The 23,245-nt window shown below is 37.1% G+C and carries 10 protein-coding genes and 1 tRNA gene; 6 read left to right on the forward strand and 5 right to left on the reverse strand.

Annotated features, from left to right (window positions below):
• The first annotated feature begins 66 nt into the window (after nt 1–66).
• The 6 genes from O9A_RS04265 to O9A_RS04295 all read left to right on the forward strand — a co-directional run bounded on the left by O9A_RS04265 (nt 67) and on the right by O9A_RS04295 (nt 19,787).
• Nucleotides 67–143: transfer RNA gene (locus O9A_RS04265), tRNA-Arg, on the forward strand.
• Between the two features lie 646 nt (nt 144–789).
• Entirely contained in the window at nt 790–2,328 is a 1,539-nt protein-coding gene (gene hutH, locus O9A_RS04270) for a histidine ammonia-lyase (RefSeq protein ID WP_034459127.1), read from the forward strand.
• A 1,658-nt stretch (nt 2,329–3,986) separates the two neighbouring features.
• Entirely contained in the window at nt 3,987–5,381 is a 1,395-nt protein-coding gene (locus tag O9A_RS04275) for an amino acid permease (protein WP_034459130.1), read from the forward strand.
• 1,153 nt (nt 5,382–6,534) lie between these two features.
• A complete protein-coding gene (locus tag O9A_RS04280) occupies nt 6,535–8,307 on the forward strand; it encodes a ShlB/FhaC/HecB family hemolysin secretion/activation protein (protein ID WP_034459133.1) in 1,773 nt (590 codons plus the stop codon).
• Between the two features lie 23 nt (nt 8,308–8,330).
• Nucleotides 8,331–16,301 (forward strand): hemagglutinin repeat-containing protein, encoded by a 7,971-nt coding sequence (locus O9A_RS04285; protein ID WP_034459135.1) that lies wholly within the window; start codon nt 8,331–8,333, stop codon nt 16,299–16,301.
• 723 nt (nt 16,302–17,024) lie between these two features.
• The gene (locus tag O9A_RS04295; protein ID WP_195890929.1) at nt 17,025–19,787 is read left to right on the forward strand and encodes an autotransporter outer membrane beta-barrel domain-containing protein; all 2,763 of its coding nucleotides are present in this window, start codon (nt 17,025–17,027) and stop codon (nt 19,785–19,787) included.
• 451 nt (nt 19,788–20,238) lie between these two features.
• Here O9A_RS04295 and O9A_RS08555 read toward each other — a convergent pair whose 3' ends face one another.
• From O9A_RS08555 to O9A_RS08335, 5 genes are all read right to left on the reverse strand, one after another.
• The gene (locus O9A_RS08555; protein WP_280949005.1) at nt 20,239–20,361 is read right to left on the reverse strand and encodes a hypothetical protein; all 123 of its coding nucleotides are present in this window, start codon (nt 20,359–20,361) and stop codon (nt 20,239–20,241) included.
• 204 nt (nt 20,362–20,565) lie between these two features.
• Entirely contained in the window at nt 20,566–20,715 is a 150-nt protein-coding gene (locus O9A_RS08320; RefSeq protein ID WP_246797547.1) for a beta-barrel domain-containing protein, read from the reverse strand.
• A gap of 1,236 nt (nt 20,716–21,951) precedes the next feature.
• The gene (locus O9A_RS08325) at nt 21,952–22,143 is read right to left on the reverse strand and encodes a hypothetical protein (RefSeq protein ID WP_245262496.1); all 192 of its coding nucleotides are present in this window, start codon (nt 22,141–22,143) and stop codon (nt 21,952–21,954) included.
• The gene (locus tag O9A_RS08330) at nt 22,076–22,324 is read right to left on the reverse strand and encodes an ATP-binding cassette domain-containing protein (protein ID WP_245262471.1); all 249 of its coding nucleotides are present in this window, start codon (nt 22,322–22,324) and stop codon (nt 22,076–22,078) included. The genes O9A_RS08325 and O9A_RS08330 overlap by 68 nt, the downstream gene beginning before the upstream one ends.
• Nucleotides 22,325–22,766: 442 nt before the next feature.
• Entirely contained in the window at nt 22,767–23,015 is a 249-nt protein-coding gene (locus O9A_RS08335; RefSeq protein WP_034459140.1) for a 6TM ABC transporter family protein, read from the reverse strand.
• Nucleotides 23,016–23,245: the final 230 nt, after the last annotated feature.

Here is a 23,245-nt window from a genome sequence, read left to right on the forward strand (position 1 = left end):
TTCATCATTGAAGCCGAGAGTATGATCAGTTAAGAGGCTAAAGATGATTTTAATAACCAGCTATAAGCACCCGTAGCTCAGCTGGATAGAGCGCTGCCCTCCGAAGGCAGAGGTCACAGATTCGAATTCTGTCGGGTGCACCAAAATTTTCCATTTTATTTTTTATCATTTTTGTAACTGGTCTTGATTTTTGACAATAAGATTATTCTTATTTTTAAAAGATAACTTTATGAAAATGCGTTATTAAGTTATATTGAATGGGAAAAAAATTTTAAAAGGATAGAGCTTATTGTTTTTTTATAGTCATTGTGGTTAATTGTTTTTAATATTAAAATCAAGAGAGTGGGGGGCTTAATAGGAAAAATTGCTGTAATTTTTGCTATTTTTATAGAGACATTACATTCTGTATAAATGAAAAATCTAATTTATAAGACAGAACTGTTATTTTAGGAAGCAGAGTGGAATTCAGGAATTTTATTTTCGAAATCTTTGTTTCTTGATTATAAGTATGATGATGGTACTCTATAATATATTGCGTTATTGCATTGAAAATTTCATAAAAATTATTCGTAAAGTGATATGCATATATTGTCTTAATATTTTTATTTTTCGTGAAATTGTCGAAAGAAAATGTACGAGTATCGTTATTGAGCAGATTTAAATAATGGGCAAAATTGGTTTATCTAAGCAATTTAAAGCGTCGCATAAGTATTAAATAGCAAAAGTACTTTTTTGTTTGATAAATAAGCAGCAATATTAAGTATTTATAAATAAGCGAGAAAGAAAATTATGACTATTGTACTAGATCCGGGCAAAGTAATGCTTAGCCAACTTGAATCTGTTTATTGGAATGGTGAAGTAAGCAAACTTCATCATGATACGCATTTTGCTATCAAGAAGGGAGCAGAACGCATTGCAAAAATTGCCGCTGGAAGTGAACCAGTTTACGGTATCAATACCGGTTTTGGTAAATTAGCGTCGATTAAAATCAGTGCGGACAATGTAGTTATTTTACAAAGAAATCTTATTTTGTCACATTGTTGTGGTGTGGGGGTGCCTTTAGCAGAAAATATTGTGCGTTTGATGATGACCTTAAAACTTATTTCATTAGGGCGAGGGGCTTCAGGTGTTCGTCTAGAGTTGGTGCAATTGCTAGAAAATATGCTTGCAAATGGAGTTATTCCTGTTATCCCTGAAAAGGGGTCTGTTGGTGCATCAGGTGATCTTGCCCCACTTGCTCACATGGCTGCTGTTATGATGGGAGAGGGAGAAGCATTTTTTCAGAGTACTCGTATGAGTGGGGCTGCTGCTTTAGAAAAGGCAGGGTTGTGTCCTATTACTTTAGAGGCAAAGGAAGGTTTGGCTCTTATTAACGGCACCCAAACATCAACAGCACTTGCTCTTGCAGGTCTTTTTCGAGGTTATCGGGCATTGTGTGGTGCACTTCTTGCAGGAGCATTGACGACAGACGCTATCATGGGATCAACGGCACCATTTCATCCTGATATCCATATTTTACGAGGCCATTATGGACAGATTGTTGTATCAGAAACATTAGAAAAACTTGTAAAGGATTCAGGAATTCGGGAAGCACATTTGTGTGATGATGACCGTGTACAGGATCCTTACTGTATACGTTGTCAACCGCAGGTTATGGGCGCATGTTTTGATCTTCTTATGGCAGCAGCAAAAACACTGATTATTGAAGCAAATGCAGTCACAGATAATCCATTGATTTTAAGCGACGGTGCAGTGATATCGGGTGGAAATTTTCATGCTGAACCTGTAGCATTTTCTGCTGATCAGATCGCTCTTGCATTATGTGAAATAGGATCAATTTCTCAAAGGCGCATTGCTCTTATGGTTGATCCAGCGCTTTCTTATGGGCTTCCAGCTTTTTTAGCCCAAAATGCGGGTCTTAATTCGGGTTTTATGATTGCTGAAGTAACAGCAGCAGCTTTAATGTCTGAAAATAAACAAATGGCACATCCTGCTTCGGTTGATTCAACGCCAACTTCAGCAAATCAGGAAGATCATGTTTCAATGGCTTGCCATGGTGCTCGTCGATTGTTGGCAATGAGTGAAAATCTTTTTACTATTATTGGTATTGAAACGCTTGTTGCAGCACAAGGAATTGAATATCGGGCTTCTTTAAAAACAAGCTGTTTATTGCAGTCTGTTATAGAATATCTCCGCAAAAATATTGATACTTTGAAGGTAGATCGTTATCTGGCTCCAGATCTCCATAAAGCGCATATCTTTGTGAGTGAAGGGCATTTATTATCCGTTGTATCAGAAACAATTTTTCCACAATTAAAGCCAGAGTAATATTTATTTTGAGAGCAAGAAGGAAGAAGAAATAGTGAATTATGGCAAACAAAAGCAAAAAAAAATACAAATAGTGTGCTCTTAAGATAAGAACCATAAATTGACTTATAACTATCTTCTTCATATTCAAAGAGTAGCTAATCAAGGAAGTTTTTCTGATTGCAACTTCTCTGATTCAAAACCATAAACATTGGCTTATACGTTACAAGAAGGAGCAATATGGGGGAAAATCGCTTAAGAAAGGAGTCAATATACCTTTTATGAATCATTTAAATGCTAGAGCAAGAGTCATGTAATATTAGGAGCTTAAAAATATAATAATAATTTCTGATCTTGTTCTTCATGAGCGTAAAGAGGGAAATGTTGAGTAGAGCTTATATTATATCGCTCATGGTTGAATCAAGCAGACACTACCATTCTATTTGTTAGCTCCAATGTTGCATAACCCTTGCATTAAGACGGTTGATTAAGAGGCATGTTTATTCCTTATCTTGAATAGTTGTTATCCACATGATAAATCCACTTGTGACGTGCAAATGAATAAAAGTGATTGATTCACTATAAAAGGGGGTGAATGAGAGAATCTTATGATATTCTAGTCTCTCATTCAAGTTGCAAAAAAGATAAATTATCCTTATAAGTCAATATCTTATTCAAGTAAGCAACATTACCAGTAAGAAGAGTTTTCATATTGCCATCTCAATTGATTCTGAACAAATAGAATAAGAATTTAGATTAAATTTCTTAATATGAAGTGTTTGAATGTCCGTAGATACTGTTTTTCAAAACAGAATATAAGCATATAGATTTCATAAATCAAAGAAACAGTACCGTATAATAATTTGTATCATCGATTTCTTCATTCTTTTGATAATTCAAGACCATTATAATAGCACTTAAAACAGCAAACTCTTTGGTTCTTAAACAGACCGAGTATCTTGTTATAAAATAAACCAATCATCTACATGTAAAATTCACGAACCGCTATCACTTTTACATTTATGAAATAATAAAGCCAACATCATCGCTCTCTTGAATATACACTACTTTCATTTCAAGAGAGTGCATGAATTGCATATTAGATCCATTCTAAAATTGTTTTTCAATGGGTTAAACCAGTTCTAAGTTATTATTGAACAGTTTTGACTAGTTTAAAATAAGAGCATTGAAAAGTAAAAAAATACAATATCAAAAATCTGTTTTAATGTGCATTTAATTCTTCTCTAGAGTACAGTAATGACAGTTTTACTGTTGTGCATAATATGTTTTTCATTATGTTGGATTTATCTCTCGATAACAGCTTGCTCCTCTAAAGTTTTTTTGCTAAACGCGACAAGAATTAAACTTTAAATATGCTGTAAGGATACTGAAAGAGTGTCATCAAATCAGGTTTTTTTGTTATCAGTAACTCTTTAAATTGAGAAGGCAAGAGGGTGCGATTTTTTTATTGTAACCGCAGTTTGCTGCATTATCACTTAAAATGAAGTTATGCATCTTAGCCGTTATGATGCTGTACTCTTTTGTGAAAATGAAGCAACAGAAATTGCAAGTCCTCCAGATCCGTTAGAGTTTTTTCACATTTCAACCGGCTTCGATGCTTATAAATCTACGAATTTTATCTTTATTAGGGGATGGTAGCATTTTGAAGAAGGAAAGAAATGGCAACAAATGAACTTAAACGAGGTATGAGCAAGCGCCAGGTTATCTTTTTAGCTCTTGGTTCTGCTATTGGAACGGGTCTTTTTTACGGATCTGCACAAGCCATCAAGTTTGCTGGTCCTAGTGTTTTGATTGCTTATTGTATTGCTGGTTTAGCTATTTTTATGGTTATGCGGGCTTTAGGTGAGATGATCATTCATAATCCATTACCTGGCTCTTTTGCTCGTTATGCTGCAAATTATATATCACCATTGGCTGGTTTTTTAACAGGATGGACATATGTTTTTGAGATGATTCTTGTTGGTTTGGCTGATATCACAGCTTTTGCCACCTATATGGGATTTTGGTATCCTGATATTGCACCTTGGATATGGGCCCTTAGCATTACATTAATCATTACCGGTATTAATTTGGCAGCAGTAGAAGTATATGGTGAGCTAGAGTTTTGGCTGTCTTTCATCAAAATCATTGCTATCATTGCTATCATTGTTTTAGGAGTAACAATTATCTTTTGTGGTTTGGGTACAAGTACAATTTCTTCTGCAGTTAGTATCGGTAATCTATGGAAAAATGATGGTGTTTTTCCCAATGGTTGGTTTGGTTTTTTTGCTTGCTTTAGCGTTGTTATCTTTGCTTTTGGTGGCATAGAAATCATCGGGATGGCGGTGATGGAAGTACAAGATCCTCATCAAACAATTTCAAAGGCTATTAATTCTACTCCGATTCGAATTTTATTCTTTTATATCATGACGTTAACCATTTTGATGGTACTTTATCCTTGGAATGAAATTGGCTTTACGGAAAGTCCTTTCGTTTCAATTTTTGAAAGTCTTGGAATTTCATCAGCAGCTAATATTCTGAACGTTGTTGTTGTTACGGCCGCTATTTCAGCAATGAATAGTGGAATGTATGGTGCTGGTCGCATGATATATGGGTTATCGCAAGAAGGTTATGCTTTGAAGAAGTTTCAATATTTATCAAAAAACGGTATACCAATTTTTGTTATTTTACTGATTTTTATCATCTTTCTTCTTGGTGTTGTACTGAATTATTTTTACCATGATAAGCTTTTTTTTCTCATTGCAGCAATGGCAACATTTGCAACAGTTTTTGTTTGGATCATGATACTACTTTCGCAAATTTTTATGCGATTTAAGATGTCTAAAGAGGTGCAATGTAGTTTAAAGTTTCCAATTCCATTTTGGCCGATAGGATCAATTTTTTCTGTCTTATTTATGGTTTTTATTTTTATTCTGCTATGGTTCTTTGATGATACGCGACCCATTTTAATCGTAGGTGTTAGTTGGATTTCTTGGCTTATTATTTGCTTTTATGCACTTAAATTTTTTAATTTTAAGAAAAATAAAGGACACCAGAGTACGAATAAGGATTAAGCCAAGAACAAAAGGCGGCTAATTTGTTCTAGAAGGACACCTGATAATGCTCATCCAAGATTAGAAAAAATCTGCTAGTTCTCATTTTATTTTGAAGATATACTTATGTCCTTGGCTGATGATGATTGTTCAATCATATAAAGCAGTGATAGTTATAAAGTTGATAATCAGCCAGGTTATAAATTTATCTTCCTAATTTTCATTATACCATTGCAGGTTAAGAGCTTTTATCAGATTTCAGAGTGTCGTAAAAAATAGTTAAGCTCCCTCAAATCTATATTGGTGAAAATATTATTTCATAAGAGAAGTGCACTGAAATAATTATTATCATTTTAAAAATTTACATATCAATATTATTTTCATTTCGAAATATATTTACAAATCTTAAAGAGGATTATTATAAACATATTGAAATTATTAAATTGTTTTTATTTCTTTTATACTATGAAAGTTAAATTTCAAAAATAGTTTTTTATATGTTGATATTTTTAAATTTAGATAATAAAATAGAAATTATACTTTATATTAGGTTATAAAATTATTCTTTTTACATTTTAAAGATTATTTTTATATATTAAAAATATTAGAAAGTAATTAATATTTTATTCATTATGTATATTATTTATGTATGAATTTTACTACATAACAAATTATATTGATGGCAACAAGAAGAAAGGTTTTTGATAAAAGAATTTTATGATGAGTTTGATTATTGTAAGTTTTCTAACTTTTAATAAAAGGAAGGAAAAGAGTGAAACAATGCAAAACTTTATAAAAACAGTAAATCCAAAATACTGATAAACGTATAATAGTTTTTTCTATAGCTATAACATTTATGATGTCAGAGAAGATAGAGAGTAAAAGTTTCTTTTTTGGTACTTATTGTTGCCTGAATGTTTCTTTTCTGGAGGGTTCTGTAACAGCATTTAGGGGAGAAGATATGGCAAACAAGTTTTACCATAGTTATTAGAGAATCAAGGTATTGGGCGTCTTCATATTTCATAATTGGGATGCGAAGGTAAACGTGCTTTTAAAAGTGTCGAATATAGAAGTGATCATTTTTATTTTTTAAGAGGTTTCTATCAGGATGTAATTTTTTTAAACGATTTTTCAGGAATGCTTAATGAATAATAAAATGTAGGGGAATTTTGTGATGTTTTTTCTTTCGTTAAGCCACAAGTTGGCCTTCAGAATTTCTTTTTCCATTTTTGTATTATCCGGCTTTTTTGATAGCGTCACAGTTTATGGGCGTTCTTCTTCTATTTTATTCTCACAGTCCCCCACAGATAATTTTGTTCGGCAACAGTCTGAACAGCAAAGATTAGAGAGAATTAAGAATTTAAGGGCTTTTGCGCCTGAAAAAGTTTCTTCTTTTGTCGAAGGAAAACAGGAAGCGCTTGTTGGCGGTGGATCCTGTTTTGCGGTTCATCGTATTGTTGTGGACGGGGTCCATCATATCAAAAAGCGCACCATATCAGCAGTTACGACCCCTTATGTTGGGAGATGTATAGGTCTGTCTGATATTCAGATATTAATCAAGCAGTTAACCAAGCTTTATTTGGAAAGAGGCTATGTAGCGGCGCGTTTTTATATACCAGATCAAGATATCAAAAACAGCAAGGTGCTAAAGTTTGTTGTTGTTGAGGGAAAGTTATCAGAGATTTACTATAATGGTTTACCGGCTTTTCCTGATAACAATATTGTTTGGAGTGCTTTTCCAGGACTTAAAGGCCAAATTGTCAATATACGCGATATTGAACAAGGGCTTGATCAGATAAACAGGCTTGTTTCAGCCCATGCTAAAAGCGAACTTCTTCCAGGCAAGGAAGAGGGGAGCACAATTTTAAATATTAACAATCAGCCTGAGAGAGCTTTGAGGGTTACTGTTTCCCATGACAATATGGGACAATCCTTGACGGGCTACGCGCGTTATAAAGCGGGTTTAACGTTAGAAAACATTTTAGAAATCAATGATGCGTGGGATTTTGGTTATCAACGCAGTGAACGGGATTATTGGGGTGGGAGCAAACAAGAGGGGCATAGCAATAATCTTTCTGCGCGTGTGAGTATTCCTTATGGTTATTGGACATTTTACCTGAGCGGTTATGTCTATAATTACCAAAGTATTATCCATGGAAATTTTACCGATATTGAGACTACGGGGGATTCCAGTGAATTACATGCCGGTACAAGCAGGGTTCTTCATCGTGATAGTCTCTCACTTACAACCTTCAATTTGGGTCTTTTTTATAAAAAAAACCACAATTATCTTCTTGGCAATAAGATTGAGGTTGGTAGTCGCCAATATAGCGTTGCCAATTTTGGGATTTCGCACTCTCGCCAGATGTTAGGAGGAACATGGACATTTGATACCAGTTATTTGCAAGGAGTCAGCTGGTTTCATGCTGTTAAAAAACATGATCCAGGAGCGGGGGATGCGGAGCCTCAGTTTACGAAATTTACCGGCACGCTCAGTGCAATGACGCCTTTTAAGTTAGGAGCATGGAATTTCCTATTAAGCAATCTTTTGAGTGGGCAATATTCACCGCATAATTTATTGGGCGCGGAGCAGATTTCGTTAGGCGGTGTTTCAAATGTTCGTGGGACGCGCGACAGTTTGCTTTTTGGCAACAACGGTTTTTTTACTCGTAATGACTTGTTGCTGCGAACCATTCCATGGAGCAACAACGCCAAGCTCAAAAGGATTTTTGGTGAACTTCGTCCTTATATTGGATTGGACTATGGTCGTGTTTTTTCAAACTCTTTGTATGGTTTTACAGGTGGACGACTTGCTAGTTGGACAGCTGGCGTAAAGCTTGTAGGGGGTACCATATCGCTTGATGCATGCTATTCAAACGTTTTATGGAGCACGCTCAAGCATAAAAAGTCTGGAACAGCTTTTATGACAGTCACAATAAATCTTTAAGCATAGCGATGGGGAATTAAAGTATGTCATATGATTATAAAAAGAAGAGAGCAACTTGCTTAGGTATTTTAGTCTCCAGTACGATGCTTAAGAAGGTTTTGCTAGGCGGGCTTGGTTTTTCTTTTCTGTTCCAGCCTTCAATACTTCAAGCGCAAATTGCTGTTGATCCTCATGTTAGTGCCGCCAATCGTCCTGATCTTGGTGCAGCGCCTAATGGAGTCCCCTCAATTGATATTGTCACACCAAACAGCAGTGGTTTATCGCACAATAAATATTACGATTTCAATATTAGTCATTCTGGTGTTATTTGGAACAATCATGCTCAGGAATTAGGACAATCGCAATTGGGGGGTATTATGCCAGGCAATCCGCATTTACGTGTTTCTGGTTCGGCAAAAGTTATTTTAAATGAAGTGACAAACGGAAAACGTAGTGCGCTGAATGGCTCAGGGGAAGTTTTTGGGAAACAAGCCGATGTGATTATAGCCAATCCCAATGGCATAACCTGTGATGGCTGTGGGTTTATCAATACGTCCCATGCTATATTAACCACAGGTATTCCAGAAATTGATGTTTCTGGCTTTTTGAAAGGTTTTGTGGTGAGAGGTGGAGATATCACTTTTGGTGTAAGAGGTGCGAATTTTTTTTCAGGCAAGAGGGCGGTTGATGTTGTCGATATTGTTTCTCGGACGGTGCATTTTGGAGGTGCTGTTGCCGGCAAGGAAATTGGAGTTGCGGCTGGTACGGGAAATTTTGATTATGCTTCTCGCCAAATGAAGGCACTTACCGATATTACTGGCAAACCGGAATATGCGATAGATGGTTCTGCTTTTGGTGCCCTACAGGCGGATCGTATTAAAATTGTAGCAACAGAAAAAGGTGTTGGGGTTCGTATGCGTCATGATATGGCGGCCAATGCGGGGCAATTGCACATTTCTGCGGATGGAAAAATCTCGTTGCAGAATGTTTTTGGTCATGGAGGTGTTGTTCTTCAATCAAAGAAACAGAGTGTGTTGGCAAAACAGATCACATCGAAAAAGTACATTGAGATTGCGGCGCACAAGGATGTCACATTAGAGACGGTTGGTACTGATGGTCATTTATCCTTAGATGCGCAGAGTGGAGTTTTATCGATGGCAGAAAAAGCAACCTCTATAGGCAATATGAAGCTGTCTTCGGGCCGTGCTATCAAAGTCTCGCAGCTTGGTGCTGGTGCTGACATGGTGTATGAGACAGCTGGTGATTTGACCATTGGTGGTTATGTTTTAGCTGGGGGGATTCTCAAAGCGCGTGTGGGTGGTGATATCAGGGCGCACTTTTTAGCTGGTGGGGTTGATATGGCAGCTACAAAAGCTGCTGCTAGCCTTGTTTTTGGCAAAAAAGGAGGTGTTGATCTCCAAAGTGCAGAAGGTACTATTAATGCAGAAAACATTTATGGAGCTGGTGATGTTACATTGGTTGCTAATGGTGGGCTTTCTATTTCTCAAACACTGATATCGCATCACGATATCGCAATCCATGCAAAATCCAATGTTGCTGTTCATTTTGGTCAACTTATTGCCTATGGTAACGCAGACATTCGTGGTGGGGCGATTGATTTTTCTTCTCTGATGACGGGTGGTGATGCTGTTTTGAAGGTAGGCAGCCTTGAGGCTAGAACACTCCTTATAGGGGGAGACTTTTCCCAATCGAGTGTTTCTGGCAAACTTATTTTGCATGAGAAGGGCTCGCTTTCGATTACGGCAGAAAAAGGAGTCGAGGTTGGTCAGATTGTCAGTGGTGAAAATATTGCACTTTTTGCCGGCAATGACATTTATTATGATCAAATTATCGGCTATGGCACAGCAACGCTGACATCGGGGTCTGGAAGGATCAGTATTAAGAATATGCTGTTTGTCATGGGGGATGTGAGATTGACAGCAAAAACACTTGATTTAAGCAAGAATCGTTCTCGTATTCACACGCCTCAAACGCTATTTTTAAAAGGGGATTATATTGATGTCTCGGGGAGCGAATTGATTTATGGCGGTTTAGATTTTAACAGTACAGAGGCTCTTAAGATTCATCATGCACGACTGCAAGCAGTAACAGATGAGGCCGGGAGTGGAGATATTGTTTTTATAGCTCCAGACGTTATGGTTGATGAGGCAACGTCGGTTTTAGCAGCACGAGATTTTACTATAAAAACAGGGAAGTTTAAGAATAACGGTCAATTGGCCGCGGGACGAGATTTATCTTTTAGCGTAACAGGTGATGTGACCAATAGCAGAACGGGCTTAATCTATGTGAGGGGCAATGGCGCTCTCAAAGTTGATGGGATTTTGTTGAATGATTTTGGTGCTATTGTGGCAGAGCGTGATTTATCTTTCACCAATGTTGATGGCACAGGAAAGAGCCTTTCTCTTATCAACAAAGCAGGTTTGATTCAGGTAGGTGGAAACTTAAGCATCCAAACAAAAACTCTAAAAAACCAAGCTGATAGAACGCCGGTAATAACGGATAAAACTGAAGAAGTCGCCATCGCATTCAAAAAACCGGACAATTACGATTCACTCAACAATAATGGTTTATTAAACAAAATAACATCCGATCGCTGGAGCAAAGGGTACATTGATACCCCTTTTCTTGAGCACAGAGAATTTATTTTGGAAAAAGAGTTTTGGGATAGCAAAGAAAAAACCTATGGCAAGGTAACCTTGAATAGTGGAATAGTCTACAAAGCATTTACGTGGCAAATCGCAGCTGAAAATGGCAAAGATCGCACACAAACGTATATATGGAATGATCGGTCTTATATGACAGAGAAAACTGTCACGCAGGCGTTTTCGTATAAACCTGTGGTTCAGGGAATGATTCAGTCTACGGATGATCTTATCATTCACGCTGATAACATTGAGAATCATTATAGCATTATAGAAGCTGGGAGAAATGCTGATATTCATGCTGATGTACTGACCAATTTGGGTAAAACAGTTTATAAAAACATCTATCTAGGCTGTAAGGCAGGTACGGATAATTGTTATGCTTATAACGTTGATGGCAGCCGCAATATTGCTTTAGATCTCACAAATGATACCTTTCGCCATATCAGTTCACAAGTTCTTGATACAGTTTCTGGTTTTATTCAAGCGGACGGCACTTTGAATCTTATGGTTGAGACACTCGATAATACGGCAGCAGAAGGTTCCATTACAGGGGGAGCCCATTTTGGAGCAAAAGCGGTTGGAGGTAATCCACTGGATATACTGAATGGTTTGACCGGGGTGGAGGCTTTGTTTAGCCAGAAATTTGATATCAATGGTGCAGGAGGATTTGCTGAGGGGAGCGCTTTGCCTTTGCCAAAACCTCAATTGGATAATGTTGGTGGCACTTTGCCAAAACAAAATTTCCTTTATAAAACTCGGGCGAAATTCCTTGATGTCGACAAATTTTATGGCTCAGCCTATTTCTTGAATAGAATTGGTTACAATCCAGACAAGGAGATTTTTTTCTTAGGCGATGCTTATTTCGAAAAGCAATTGGTTGAAAACCAATTGCGTGATCTTGTGGGTCAAGGTTTAGGCAAAGGGATGTTGATTCCTGGCAAGGATGTCATTGAACAAATGAAAACTCTGCTTGACAGAGGAGCAGAATATGTAAAAGCCAACAATCTCTCCTTTGGAGAGGCTTTGAGCGAACAAAAATTGGTTGGTTTAGAAACTCCCATGGTGATTTATGTACGCCAAAGCGTAAAAGGCATGGATGTTTATGCTCCCGTGCTTTACATCCCCGAAAAAGACAGAGCCTCCTTTATTTCTGCTGGTGCTTGGATCATGGGAGAGGATGTCAATATCACCAGTAAAAATATCACCAATTCAGGGCAGATAAAGGCTGCACATCACTTGCAAATGAAGAGCAGTAAAATTCTAGGTCAAGGGGGGCATTTCGTTGCTGCTGGTGATGCTGTTTTGCTTGCGGATAGCAATATTTGTTTTGAATCAGGACGGACGAGTGTTGAAGGTGTAGAGACAGTGTTAAACACCGATGCGCTTTCTGTTGGAGGCAATGTTGTTGCCATTGCAAAACAAGATGTAACAGTGTCAGGGGTGCGGATTACAACAAGAAGAGCATTGGTACTGTCAGCACTAGAGGGAATTTTGTCTATAGTATCTGCTGCTAACACAAACCATATAGGACAAAATATTTTTGTCATACAGCATCAATCGGAAGTACACTCTGGTGGTTCTGTAACGTTTTTAGCGGCTAAAGATTTGAGTGTTGCAGGCTCTCGTGTCCAAGCTCATGATACTCTTTATTTAAAAACAGAGAAAAATGTTTCGATAGATGCCACGCACAATAGCATTAATCATTATACTCATGATCAAACATCACGATTCGTATTGCATAAATGCTCTCATTTAAGTGCTGGAAAAGACATCGTTGTCACAGCAGGTCAAGATATTGGCGTTTCTTCTTCCAATTTAGAAGCGAAGGGCAATGTGTCTTTTGGTGGACAAGGGGCAATAAATATAATAGCAAAAGCTGATAAAGTGGAATACCATTTGCAGAGTAAAGGCACTCAAATCGATAGGCATGTATCAGCTTTTGTTGGGGCATCTATTAAGGGCAAAGGGGATTTCATTGCTGTTGCAGGACAGGAGGGAAAACCGCATGACCTTAGCATATTTGGTAGCTCTGTTACTGCTGATGGCAAGGTGTGGATGCAAGCCAGCAACGATATCTTAATCACCAATACCGAAAATAGTTTACGGCTTAAGATATCAGATCACACAAAGGGTGGATTTTTTGGTAGTGATAAATCAGTTCATAACAATGTTGAAGTTAGCGAAGTTATGGGTTCAAACATATTCGGAGGTGAAGGGGTTACCATTGAATCTGGAAAAGATACACAAATTGTTCAATCAATCCTCATTGCCAATATGGCAGATGAAACACAAGATCAAGTAAAAGCAAATATTTTCCTTAAATCTGGTGACAATATTATCATAAAAGGAGCCGAAGAGAAGTTTAATCAACAAAAAGAGTGGATAAAAAAAGCATTTTTAAATAAAAAACGCTCACATAAATCTGAGGTGCATAAAACACCTGTCTCGTCCACCTTTGAGGCAGAGGGTAATATTGTAATTGAGTCAAAAGGTAATACAGTGATTTCAGGCTCTCAACTATTTACTGGAAAAGGTATGAGTGTGACGGGAGAGAGTGTTTCTATTGATGGTATGAACGAACATCATAACAGTCATTCACAAGAGCATGAGTCTGGTTTTGGTGTAGGTTCAACTACTAATTTCATATTTATCGGAGGAAAAGAATCCAAAACAAAAAACGATGAAATAGTTGAGTATAAAGGATCTTCTCTGAATGCTGGTGGTAATATAAAAATCGCTGCCGAAAAATCCAATGTGCGTGTAGTAGGCTCTGACCTTACAGCACGTGAAGAACTACGTCTTTCAGCTGCCCATAATGTCAATGTTAAGGATGGCCTTAATAATCATTCGTCGAATTCTCAAGAAAAACGTTTCGGTTTTGCCATTCAATTAACTAAAAAACACAATGACTCTGCTTTGGGTATTGTTTATGCAAAAGACAATGAGAAACAAGGAGAAAATTCCACGGTTCAGTCCTATCTCATGGGAAGAAGGGATGTGCAGGTTGGTGCTAATCATGATGTGTGTGTGCAAGCAGCAGATATTTTAGCAGAGCGTGATGTGAACATTCATGCTGGTCATGATGTAAAACTCTTAAAAAGTCATGATGGCTCCAATGCGAATGAAGTGCATGAAAAATCTTTTACAAATATTAAAACTTCTGTCAGTGTTGGCACGGTAAAGGATGTGAGTGATGCAACAAAATGCTTCACAAATGAGGATGAAAAACATGAAATTAACAGCAGCATTGCTGGAAAGAAAGCTTATGATCTCTATAACAAAGGCAAAGATCCTTACAATGGGATAAAGGGCGAAGTAACAAAAGATGCCCTTCTTCAGGGTGCCGATGTTTCCACTAGCATTACAGTCGGCTTTAAGTCTGAGAAAACAGCGGCATCTTCTCACATATCCACCGCAGTAACAGATACAATAGAGGCAGGGCGTGCTGTGAACATACAAGCGCAGAAAGGAAGCATCTATGGTATTGGAGCCGATATCATCGCTGGCAGTAATCCAGTTTATCAGGTTGATAATAATGAACAGAGACAGAATATCACCTTAAAAGCGGGTCAAAATATCAAGCTTGAAAGTGCGCAAAATACAAAAGCAACACAAAACAATTCGCAAAATAGTTTGGTGAATATTAATTACAACTTTAGTTCCAATGATTCAGGATGGATAGGAAATGCTTCTGTTGGGAAAGGAAAAGACTCCAGTGAGGAGGTACAGCAGAAGAACAGCCATGTTGTAAGTACGGACACTGTTCAGATCAGCAGTGGGGCAAACACCGCACTAGAAGGTGCCGTGGTGTCTAGCAAACATGCCAAAATGGATGTAGGCAGTGATTTCACCATCATGAGCCGCAGTGATAGGGGACAAACTTCTAGCAAGCAGCAATCCCTTTCTATCGGTTATAACGGTAAAAAAAAGACTGATGCAGCTACAACTAATATGTCCTTGAACAAGGATAAATTCTCTAGTGAGTATCACAGTGTTGTGGAACAATCAGGCATCAAAGCCGGTAAGAAAGGCTTTGAAATCATTGTTAAAGACAAAACAACGCTGACCGATAGCATCATTGAAAGTAGTGCTTTGGCAGAGAAAAACAGCCTGATAACAGGAACCATCACCATGAGTGATATTGCTAACAGTGCTAAAGCTCAAGCCAGCAGCAAAGGTTTAAGCCTTGCTACGGGTGGCCCGATGTATCAAGGTAAATACGGTATTGCGAAAAACATTGCCAAAAATGCTTTGGATCATGCAAAAGAGCATGATTCAGTGGAAGGGCAAACAAAGTCCGCTATCAGCGATGGCACGATCATCCTGACAGATGAGATTGGGCAAAAGGCATTGACAAGACAAGAAGCAGAACAAGCAATCGTCTCCCTTAACCGTGATATTGCCACAGCCCATCATGCTGTATCACAAATAGATGTAAAAAAATTGGAACGTATCGTCCATGAAAACCGTGAAATGGTAACACAATTGCTGGAAGAAGGGTTTAAGTATAGTGATGAAGCTTATAAAACTATGTTTATCAAAGAACACCCCATCGCTGTAGTGGAACGTGATAAAGATGGCAATATTATCTATCTCAAAGATAAAAATGGAAATCCTATAAAAAACAGTCATGGACAAAAAATTCCTAAATCTCATTATTTAACGGCTGAGGAGAAGGAGCACTTACAAGCAGGTTCTGATGGCAAGGTACATGTTTTTTTCAATGGCATCTTTAACTCACCAGAGGCAGCGGCTGGTTATGCAGTACAACATGCTGATAATAAAAATGAACCACTTTATTTTGTCGTCTTCCCACAAGCCAACTCTACCATTTCAGAACTTATGATTGCTGGGTATCAGAAATTTCTAGAAAATAACTTTTGGGGTTTGACTAATTCAACAAAAGAAGCACAAGATTTGTTGAAGAGCAATGGTAATACAGGGTTGCAACTTTACGGACATAGTCGTGGTGGTATGACATTGGGCAATGCGCTGAGCGCACTAGAAAAACAAGGCGTTCACGGGTTAGCAGGCAATACAAGTATCAATCTTTATGCACCAGCCTTTAATGCGCAATCTATAGCAAATATGTTAGATAAACTGAGTGATGGTAAGCAAACTAGTGTTGGCTTTGAAAATCATCAATATGACTTTGTGGGTACAGTGATTGGAAAAAATCCTTATACCTATGAGAAGATACCTGCTGGCAGTAATGAATCGATAGAGACACTCAAAATAATAAATGGTTATCCTAGTGTCCATGCTTGTCTTGGGAGTGGGAGTCCACAATGCCATGATATGTACGGACCATCTTATCGCGTACAAATTCCTTCAGGGCAAACAAGATGAAACAAATTTTAAAATTGTTAATTAGCTTACCTTTTGTTAGGTGTGTCTGGATGTAACTTAGGTAAATCTGTTCCAGGAGTAATGAGTATGTGGAAGAAATCAGGTGCAGATTTTACTGAGATAGGAAAAGCGTTATTAGAATGTAGCATGCTAACTCCTTATGATGCCGATCAAAAAAATCAAAAGCTTAAGCATCAATGCTAGAATATTCATTCATGCTTGCATGGTTTAATCTGGATTTCACTATAAATATGATGTGGGGAGATGGTGTGGAAATCATAAAGAAGAAAACCTCCACATTTTTCGTACATTTTACCTTTTTTGAGTAGTTTTATATAAAAGCAATTTATATATTTTCCTTTGAATATTTTCCTAATTTTATTTTCTTTTTGCATTTATTGAAAACGCGGTTAATTTTAATATTTAATTCTCTTCAAAATTTCTATTAATAGCATTTTCTTTTAATAAATAAAAGATTATTAGGCTGTTTTTAGTGTTTTTCGTTATGATTTCAACGGTGTTTTAGAACACAGTGCTATAAGTGATTGTAGATGTAAATTGTGGTTTTTATTTTTCAATTTCGCTTTACATAAAATATAAAACGAATTATACGCACTTCAGTTAGTTAGATAAGTAGTAAATGATTATCATTTGTTTTATACTTATTGTACTTTTAATTCATATTTTGTTTTTGCTGAGAAAAAGAAAGTTTGAAGAAGAATGATGGTCAGATTTTCTAAAAATCGCTTATATTCGTGCGTTTTCACAGCAGCTATTTTTTCTTTTTTGTCAGGTATAGATGTTGAGGCACGTTCTCATTCATTCGTATCACTTTCGTGTGGCGAAGGAAAATTACCTTATAGATGCAGTGATGGTGCAAGTCATACGATTAGTGATAAAGTATATCAGTTCGTTAAATCGACTGAAGAAAAGAATGGAAGTGAGGCTTCTCTTATATCGTCTACTATTATAGTAGCACAGCAGCCAAATACAGTTATCCAGGCAAATCGTGTACAAATTAATGGTGTTGATGGTGCGGGGGCTACCGATAATACTTATGGTGTAGTTGCTTCGCAAGGGGGAAAAGTTGTTTTGAGCGATTCAACTTTGAAGGATATCTCAACAGGTCTTAGAGCTGAAAGTGGAACGATTGAGGTAAATCGTGGATTGGTCAAAGCTACTCAGGTAGGTGTTTATGCAGACAAGCAAGGAACATCTGTTCTTTTAACGAATACAAAAATTAAGGTGAAGAGTCGTGACTTTAACCAAGGGGTAGCTCTTTTCAATGGTGCTGATGCAGTTATTAAAATGAAGGGTGGATCAATTGATGTTACGGATGCAGCAGCTCTTTATGTAAGGGTAAGGGGGAGTACAACTTTAAACGATGTTACCATTACTTCAAAAAGCCAGCAAGCGATAGATAAAGGAAATGCAAATAAAGAAGATGACGTTTCTTATGCAGTTTTAAATGTAAACCAGCATAGTTCTCTTTCTTTAAATAACACCAATATTGTTGCTACCGGTGTTCATGCTTTGTGGATTGGATTAGAAGCTAATGCACAATCAAGTGTGGGGCAGGAAGCGAGTATTTTAATTTCGCGGGTGAATATTGAAGATTCAAAAATTACAGTATCAGGTACTAAGCATGGTATGCACTTTGATATGGACAAAGAAGACAATGAATACCAACAAGGGTTTATCTTTTTGAAAAGAACAACTTTTGATGTTCCGGATGGTGCGGTTATTCATAGTTATAGGGGTAGTAGTTATATTGGCGTAACAGAAGGAACCAAAATCTCAGGTGATTTATTATTAACAGCTGAGAAGGAGTCTTCTGTGGCAATTTTGGCAAATTCTTCTTCCCTTACAGGGGGCACACGTGTTGCTGATGATTCTGTTGCTGAGCTGTATTTGACAGGAGGATCAAAGTGGGTTTTGACAAAAAGCAAAGAAATGAATCAGCAAGTCTCGAACTTAGTTTCATCCATTTCATTTGTAAAACTTTCTGATAGTATGATTGCTTTTTCTCCACCAGCATTCCAGGAATATCAGACACTTTATATTGGAAAAGGAGAAGAAGAAGTTTATAGTGCGCAGGGTAATGCACATCTTTATCTTAATACGTTTCTCAAAGGAGATGGTTCGCTTGATAATCAAAAGACTGACCGTCTTTTGATTCATGGTGATGTAGTTGGAAAAACTACAGTTCATGTGCAATTTATTGCAGGAAATCAGGCTGAGGCAGTGGGTAATGGAAATGCTGAAAGCATTTCACTTATTCAAGTTTCTGGAAAAGCAGCAGAAGATTCTTTTCAGCTGAGTAGTTCTTATATCGCGTTGGAAGGTTTGCCTTATCAATATTATCTCTATGCGTATGGCCCAAGTTCCTCTCTTGGAAAAGCAAAGACTTCTCAAAGGTTAGTTAAAGGGAATGGAAATTTTTGGGATTTTCGCCTTGAAAGTAAATACGTTCAGCTAACTCCCAATGTGTCTACAGTACCTGATTCTGAACTAATGGTGAGGGATGTTGTTCCACAAGTTCCAACTTATCTTTTTTTACCAAATGCTTTATTTCACGCTGGATTGATGGATATCGAAAATAAAAACAAGCAGTTAAAAATTATGCGATCTGTTTCCAGTAAACTTTTAAAATTCGAAAGAATTCCTACTTTATCTGTTTATGATTATGGCGGAAATTATCATTATGTCTCAGATCTTTCTCTACTTGAATATGGTTATGGAGGTCATCTTCATTATAATGCTCTAGAGGCAGATATTTTGCTCAAAACAATTGAGAGAGCACACATTACAACATCTTTTGGGATTCTGACAACCTATGGAAAACTTTCTTTGCGACCTCAGGGTGTTGAACACAGTCAAAAAAACATATTTCATAAATGGTCAGTGACAGCATATGGTAACTTGGAAAGTAGCGTTGGTTTTTATGTAGATAGTCTTTTAACCTATGGTTTGTTTAAAGGCGATGTTCTTACCTTTGCACGGAATAAAACAGCAACATTAAAAGGAAATCCTCTGAACGTTTCTTTGTCTGTTGGTAAAGCCTTTACAACAGGGGGTAAAGCCTTTGTTTTTGATCCACAGATTCAGCTTATTTATCAACACCTTCAGTTTCATAAAGCACACGATATTGACGGATTTGATGTTGAGATGGGAAAATTGGATCAATGGGGAATGCGTATTGGTGGGCGTCTGACTAAGACGCTTGCAGCATCTGAAAAAGATCGTATCGTTTCTTTTTATGGCAAGATTCATCTTTCTCATAGCTTTAGAGGAAAACGATCTGTGTATTTTAAAGATGCCTTTCAGTTAAGTGCCTTTGGCTCTTCCCTAGAAGCTGGAGTGGGTGTTCATTCGCAGTTGTCTCCAAAGTTTACACTGCACGGTGATCTGATGTATCAGCATAAGCTTACCAAAGCTGGTTTTAGCGGAATTCATTTTTCTGGTGGATTGCGCTATCGTTTTTAAAATGAGCTCGGGAAAAAGTTAAATCTAAGCAAATCTATTATGAGGAAGATGTGCGGAGAGAGTTCTTAAATGATTTATACTCACTTGGTTTACAAAAGCTATTCGGAAGGGTTTTGTGTTCTATAGAAACACCAGAAAGTAATTTTTTGTATCCCTCCGTCTTCATTGCATCGTATAGCATCACAATAATGCTGATCAGGAAATACATGACATGATGTTGCATGTCGCGTACAATACGAGCAGCATGGCCATAGGGTGCGGTGCGTAATCAATGAATCACATATATTTTCCAGTCTGCTAATTGGCATTGGAGAAAAATTTTCCTTTCTCAAGCATAACTCAAGCATAAATTGATGATTTTTTGAATTTAAAAAAGTCCAGGTATTAAAGACACAAAATTCTCCATGCTCATTTTTATAAAGCTTGTATTTCCCAGTTTGTAAGGACAGACCTAAGTTTTGTCCAATATTCCAGATTCTCCAGCGACGGTGGAAGGGGTATCAAGCATTAAAACGACCATAGTTCTCAAAGCCATTATTGGGTTTATGAGTGATGGTAATAGGTTTTCATTCATACAGATTATCTTTCTTTTAGTTATAGGTTCAAAAAAATAAAAAATTCAAAGCCATTTTATTTTTAATGATAGCTGTAACGGTCATGCCAGAGATAAATTTTTTAAGCTCTTTGTGATTAAAATTGATATGATCTTAGTCAATTTTAATTAAAAATAACATAAGCACCATTAATTTTTTGGTCGTGGCGGGCTGTTATACTTACATTAACTAATTGTGCCGTAGAGAACGCTATAACGTTTAGGTGGAAAGGCAGAAAATTTTATGTAAACACGTTGGCCTTTTTCTAAAAAGCCAATATCTCGGTTATCAAAAAACGCTTCCACGATGAGGCTATCTGTGCCAGGAACAAACACGCTTTAAAGTTTTACCCGTCTCTACAAAGCCGCCTAAAGTGTGAATATTTAAATCATCTATCAATGGGTGCACAAAATGATAAGTGTTCAAGACGATATTGGCTATAGTATGGTTTTATAAAGCCTTAAAAAGAGAGTTCTGTTTCAAGAGAAAGTTGCCGATAATGGGTGATCTCATCGGAAATGAGGGTTTTGTGTCATTGTTGACGGAGGCCTTTTATTTCAGCGATATTTTTTTCCAAGTGCTTTTGATTGGTTAAAGTTTCGTGTTCCACATTTTTAAAGTCATGTAAACGTTTTAAATCAAGAGAATTGCTGATGATTTTTGTTTCCATCAGACTTTTGGAAACTTTGAGCTTTTTCTTGGCTTAATTGTTAGTCATCTTGTAATTTATCCAATTTCGCATATTGGACAGCACTGCTGTATGTGACTCGATCAGTCTGAGTTTTTCAGTGTTTTTACTTTATCTTGTAGCGATTTTCAGTGTTTTTACTTTATCTTGTAGCGATTGAAGAATAGCACTGATGAGTTTTTTCCCTTCCATCCCTGCCCTACTGCTTGCTGCTGGAGGTAGAAATTTGCAAGATAAGCAAGTCATTTTGTTACAAAATACTTATCCAAGAGATCACTTTCACTCAACGCTGCTAAAATGGCTGCGGAAATTTGCGCTTAAAGAGTTTTCTGGGCAATATCTGTTTGAACTCGTGCACGTTCATTTAAGACTTTACGTAGATCTGATTGAATAAGGAGATCGCCTTGATGAACGGAATTGTTCTTCTTTTACAAGAATTTTCTCAATAGGGCCTGTATTTTGCGCTTGAAGCAGCTGGACATAAGGTGGTGGGTATAACTGCTTCTTGCCTCCGTGCAACAATCTCTGTTTTTTGAGAAAGCTATCAATTACAATAAAAAAGGAATAAAGCAATCAAAACAGAAACTACTATATAAAAGGTTGGCGATAAAGAGCGCAAATGAGATACCTTATATACCTTTTTTCCTTCAAATCAGTAAAATTTAATATGGTTGCATGCTGAGAAAAAAGATCACGTTTGTGGATAATGACGAGAACGATACGATTTTGCAAAATTATATAAATGTTCAACAATTTTTGTATTGATCGTATCATCCAATGCGGAAGTGGGGTTCATTTAGAATAAAAAGCTGCGGTTCTATCAGAAAAAAACAAGCCAATGCTAAATGCTAAGCGTTGACGTTACCCACCTGAAAAAGTCACTTTACTCGCCCACTTGGGTATTAAGCCATTGAGGCAATTGAGCAATAAGATCATGACAAGCGCTAGCACGAATTGCAGCGTTGATTTCATCCTCAGTCGTATCTGTTTTGGCAAGATACAAATTTTCAAGAATGGTTCCGGAAATAAAGACGAGGACTTTGAGAAAAATCGATAATTGTTTTGTGCACGCCACGGATATCAAAATTCTGTAAAGATTGATGGTTAATCAATATCTGCTCATTTGATGGGGGGGAGAGAGCACAGAGAAGTTTGGCTAAAGTTGATTTTCCACAGCTTGAAGGACTAAGAAACGTAATAGGCTTACCAAGTTGTAAATAAATATCAAGATGGTTAAATAATAGGTATTTCTCCATAAAAAAACAAATATCTTTTGCTTCATGATAGGGCGCTGTAGTAAGCTGAATGGACGCCTTTTCCTTTTTCCATTCTGAAGGGGGGTAAGAATATCACTCAAACGAAGACGAGAAATTTTTAGGTGTTGACTTCCATAAAGACGCAAGGCTTAAGATAGTAGAAGATTGCTCGCGAGAAGATGAAAGGCAATAAGTTGCCGTAGCTTAATCTGGTTTTGCAGCACTGCTTTAGCTTCAAAAAAGATAATAAAAATGGTCGAAAAGGTTACAAAAAATATGGCTTAAAGCTTCATTTGAAAGATGAAATTTACTGGCTCTGTGAGGCTTTGATCAAGACTGTGGGCTATAAATATAAAGTTTTTTGCATGCGTATTGTATGAGTTGGTTCTTTTATGTGTGCTTTGATAGCTTCAAGGTTGGTGAAACTTTCTATAAGGCACGATTAATGGGTGGCTTGCAGAGTGAAAGCACGGCATAATTGTTGGCGTAAAACAGGGTAAACCAATGCTAAAGATCCTATTTGCAAGGGTAAAATAATAAGGATAATGAAGGTAAGTTTCGGTCTAGTGGAAAAGAGCACTGCGAGATAAATAATGGCGAACAGAACATTCAGTACGGTTTTTGCAATGGTTCCTGTTAAAAGACCGCCAATCGTATCAACTTCTCCAATACAAGTAAATAGTTCCCTCATTTTCCAATGGCATAAAATAGGCAAGGAGAGGCTTAACCCACGGGTGCAATTGCTAATAGTTTGACGGTTGCCGAAAGCTTGATAAGAAATACTGCTGCAGGATTTGCACAGAAGGTTTGCATGTATTGGTGATAATTTATTTAAAATAGTATAAAGATATCTTTGAATTATTAATTTGTAATAAAAGTACCAAATTATATATTTAAAATATGTATTAACTGGACTTTTTA

This window comes from Bartonella koehlerae C-29 (genome assembly GCF_000706625.1).
Taxonomy (GTDB): Bacteria; Pseudomonadota; Alphaproteobacteria; order Rhizobiales; family Rhizobiaceae; genus Bartonella; species Bartonella koehlerae.

What these genes read in the sequence shown, in the direction of transcription:
- hutH (WP_034459127.1), top strand. Translation starts at nt 790, where the DNA reads ATGACTATTGTACTAGATCCGGGCAAAGTAATGCTTAGCCAACTTGAA.
- O9A_RS04275 (WP_034459130.1), top strand. Translation starts at nt 3,987, where the DNA reads ATGGCAACAAATGAACTTAAACGAGGTATGAGCAAGCGCCAGGTTATC.
- O9A_RS04280 (WP_034459133.1), top strand. Translation starts at nt 6,535, where the DNA reads ATGTTTTTTCTTTCGTTAAGCCACAAGTTGGCCTTCAGAATTTCTTTT.
- O9A_RS04285 (WP_034459135.1), top strand. Translation starts at nt 8,331, where the DNA reads ATGTCATATGATTATAAAAAGAAGAGAGCAACTTGCTTAGGTATTTTA.
- O9A_RS04295 (WP_195890929.1), top strand. Translation starts at nt 17,025, where the DNA reads ATGGTCAGATTTTCTAAAAATCGCTTATATTCGTGCGTTTTCACAGCA.
- O9A_RS08555 (WP_280949005.1), bottom strand. Translation starts at nt 20,361, where the DNA reads ATGAATGAAAACCTATTACCATCACTCATAAACCCAATAATGGCTTTG.
- O9A_RS08330 (WP_245262471.1), bottom strand. Translation starts at nt 22,324, where the DNA reads ATGGAGAAATACCTATTATTTAACCATCTTGATATTTATTTACAACTT.
- O9A_RS08335 (WP_034459140.1), bottom strand. Translation starts at nt 23,015, where the DNA reads ATGAGGGAACTATTTACTTGTATTGGAGAAGTTGATACGATTGGCGGT.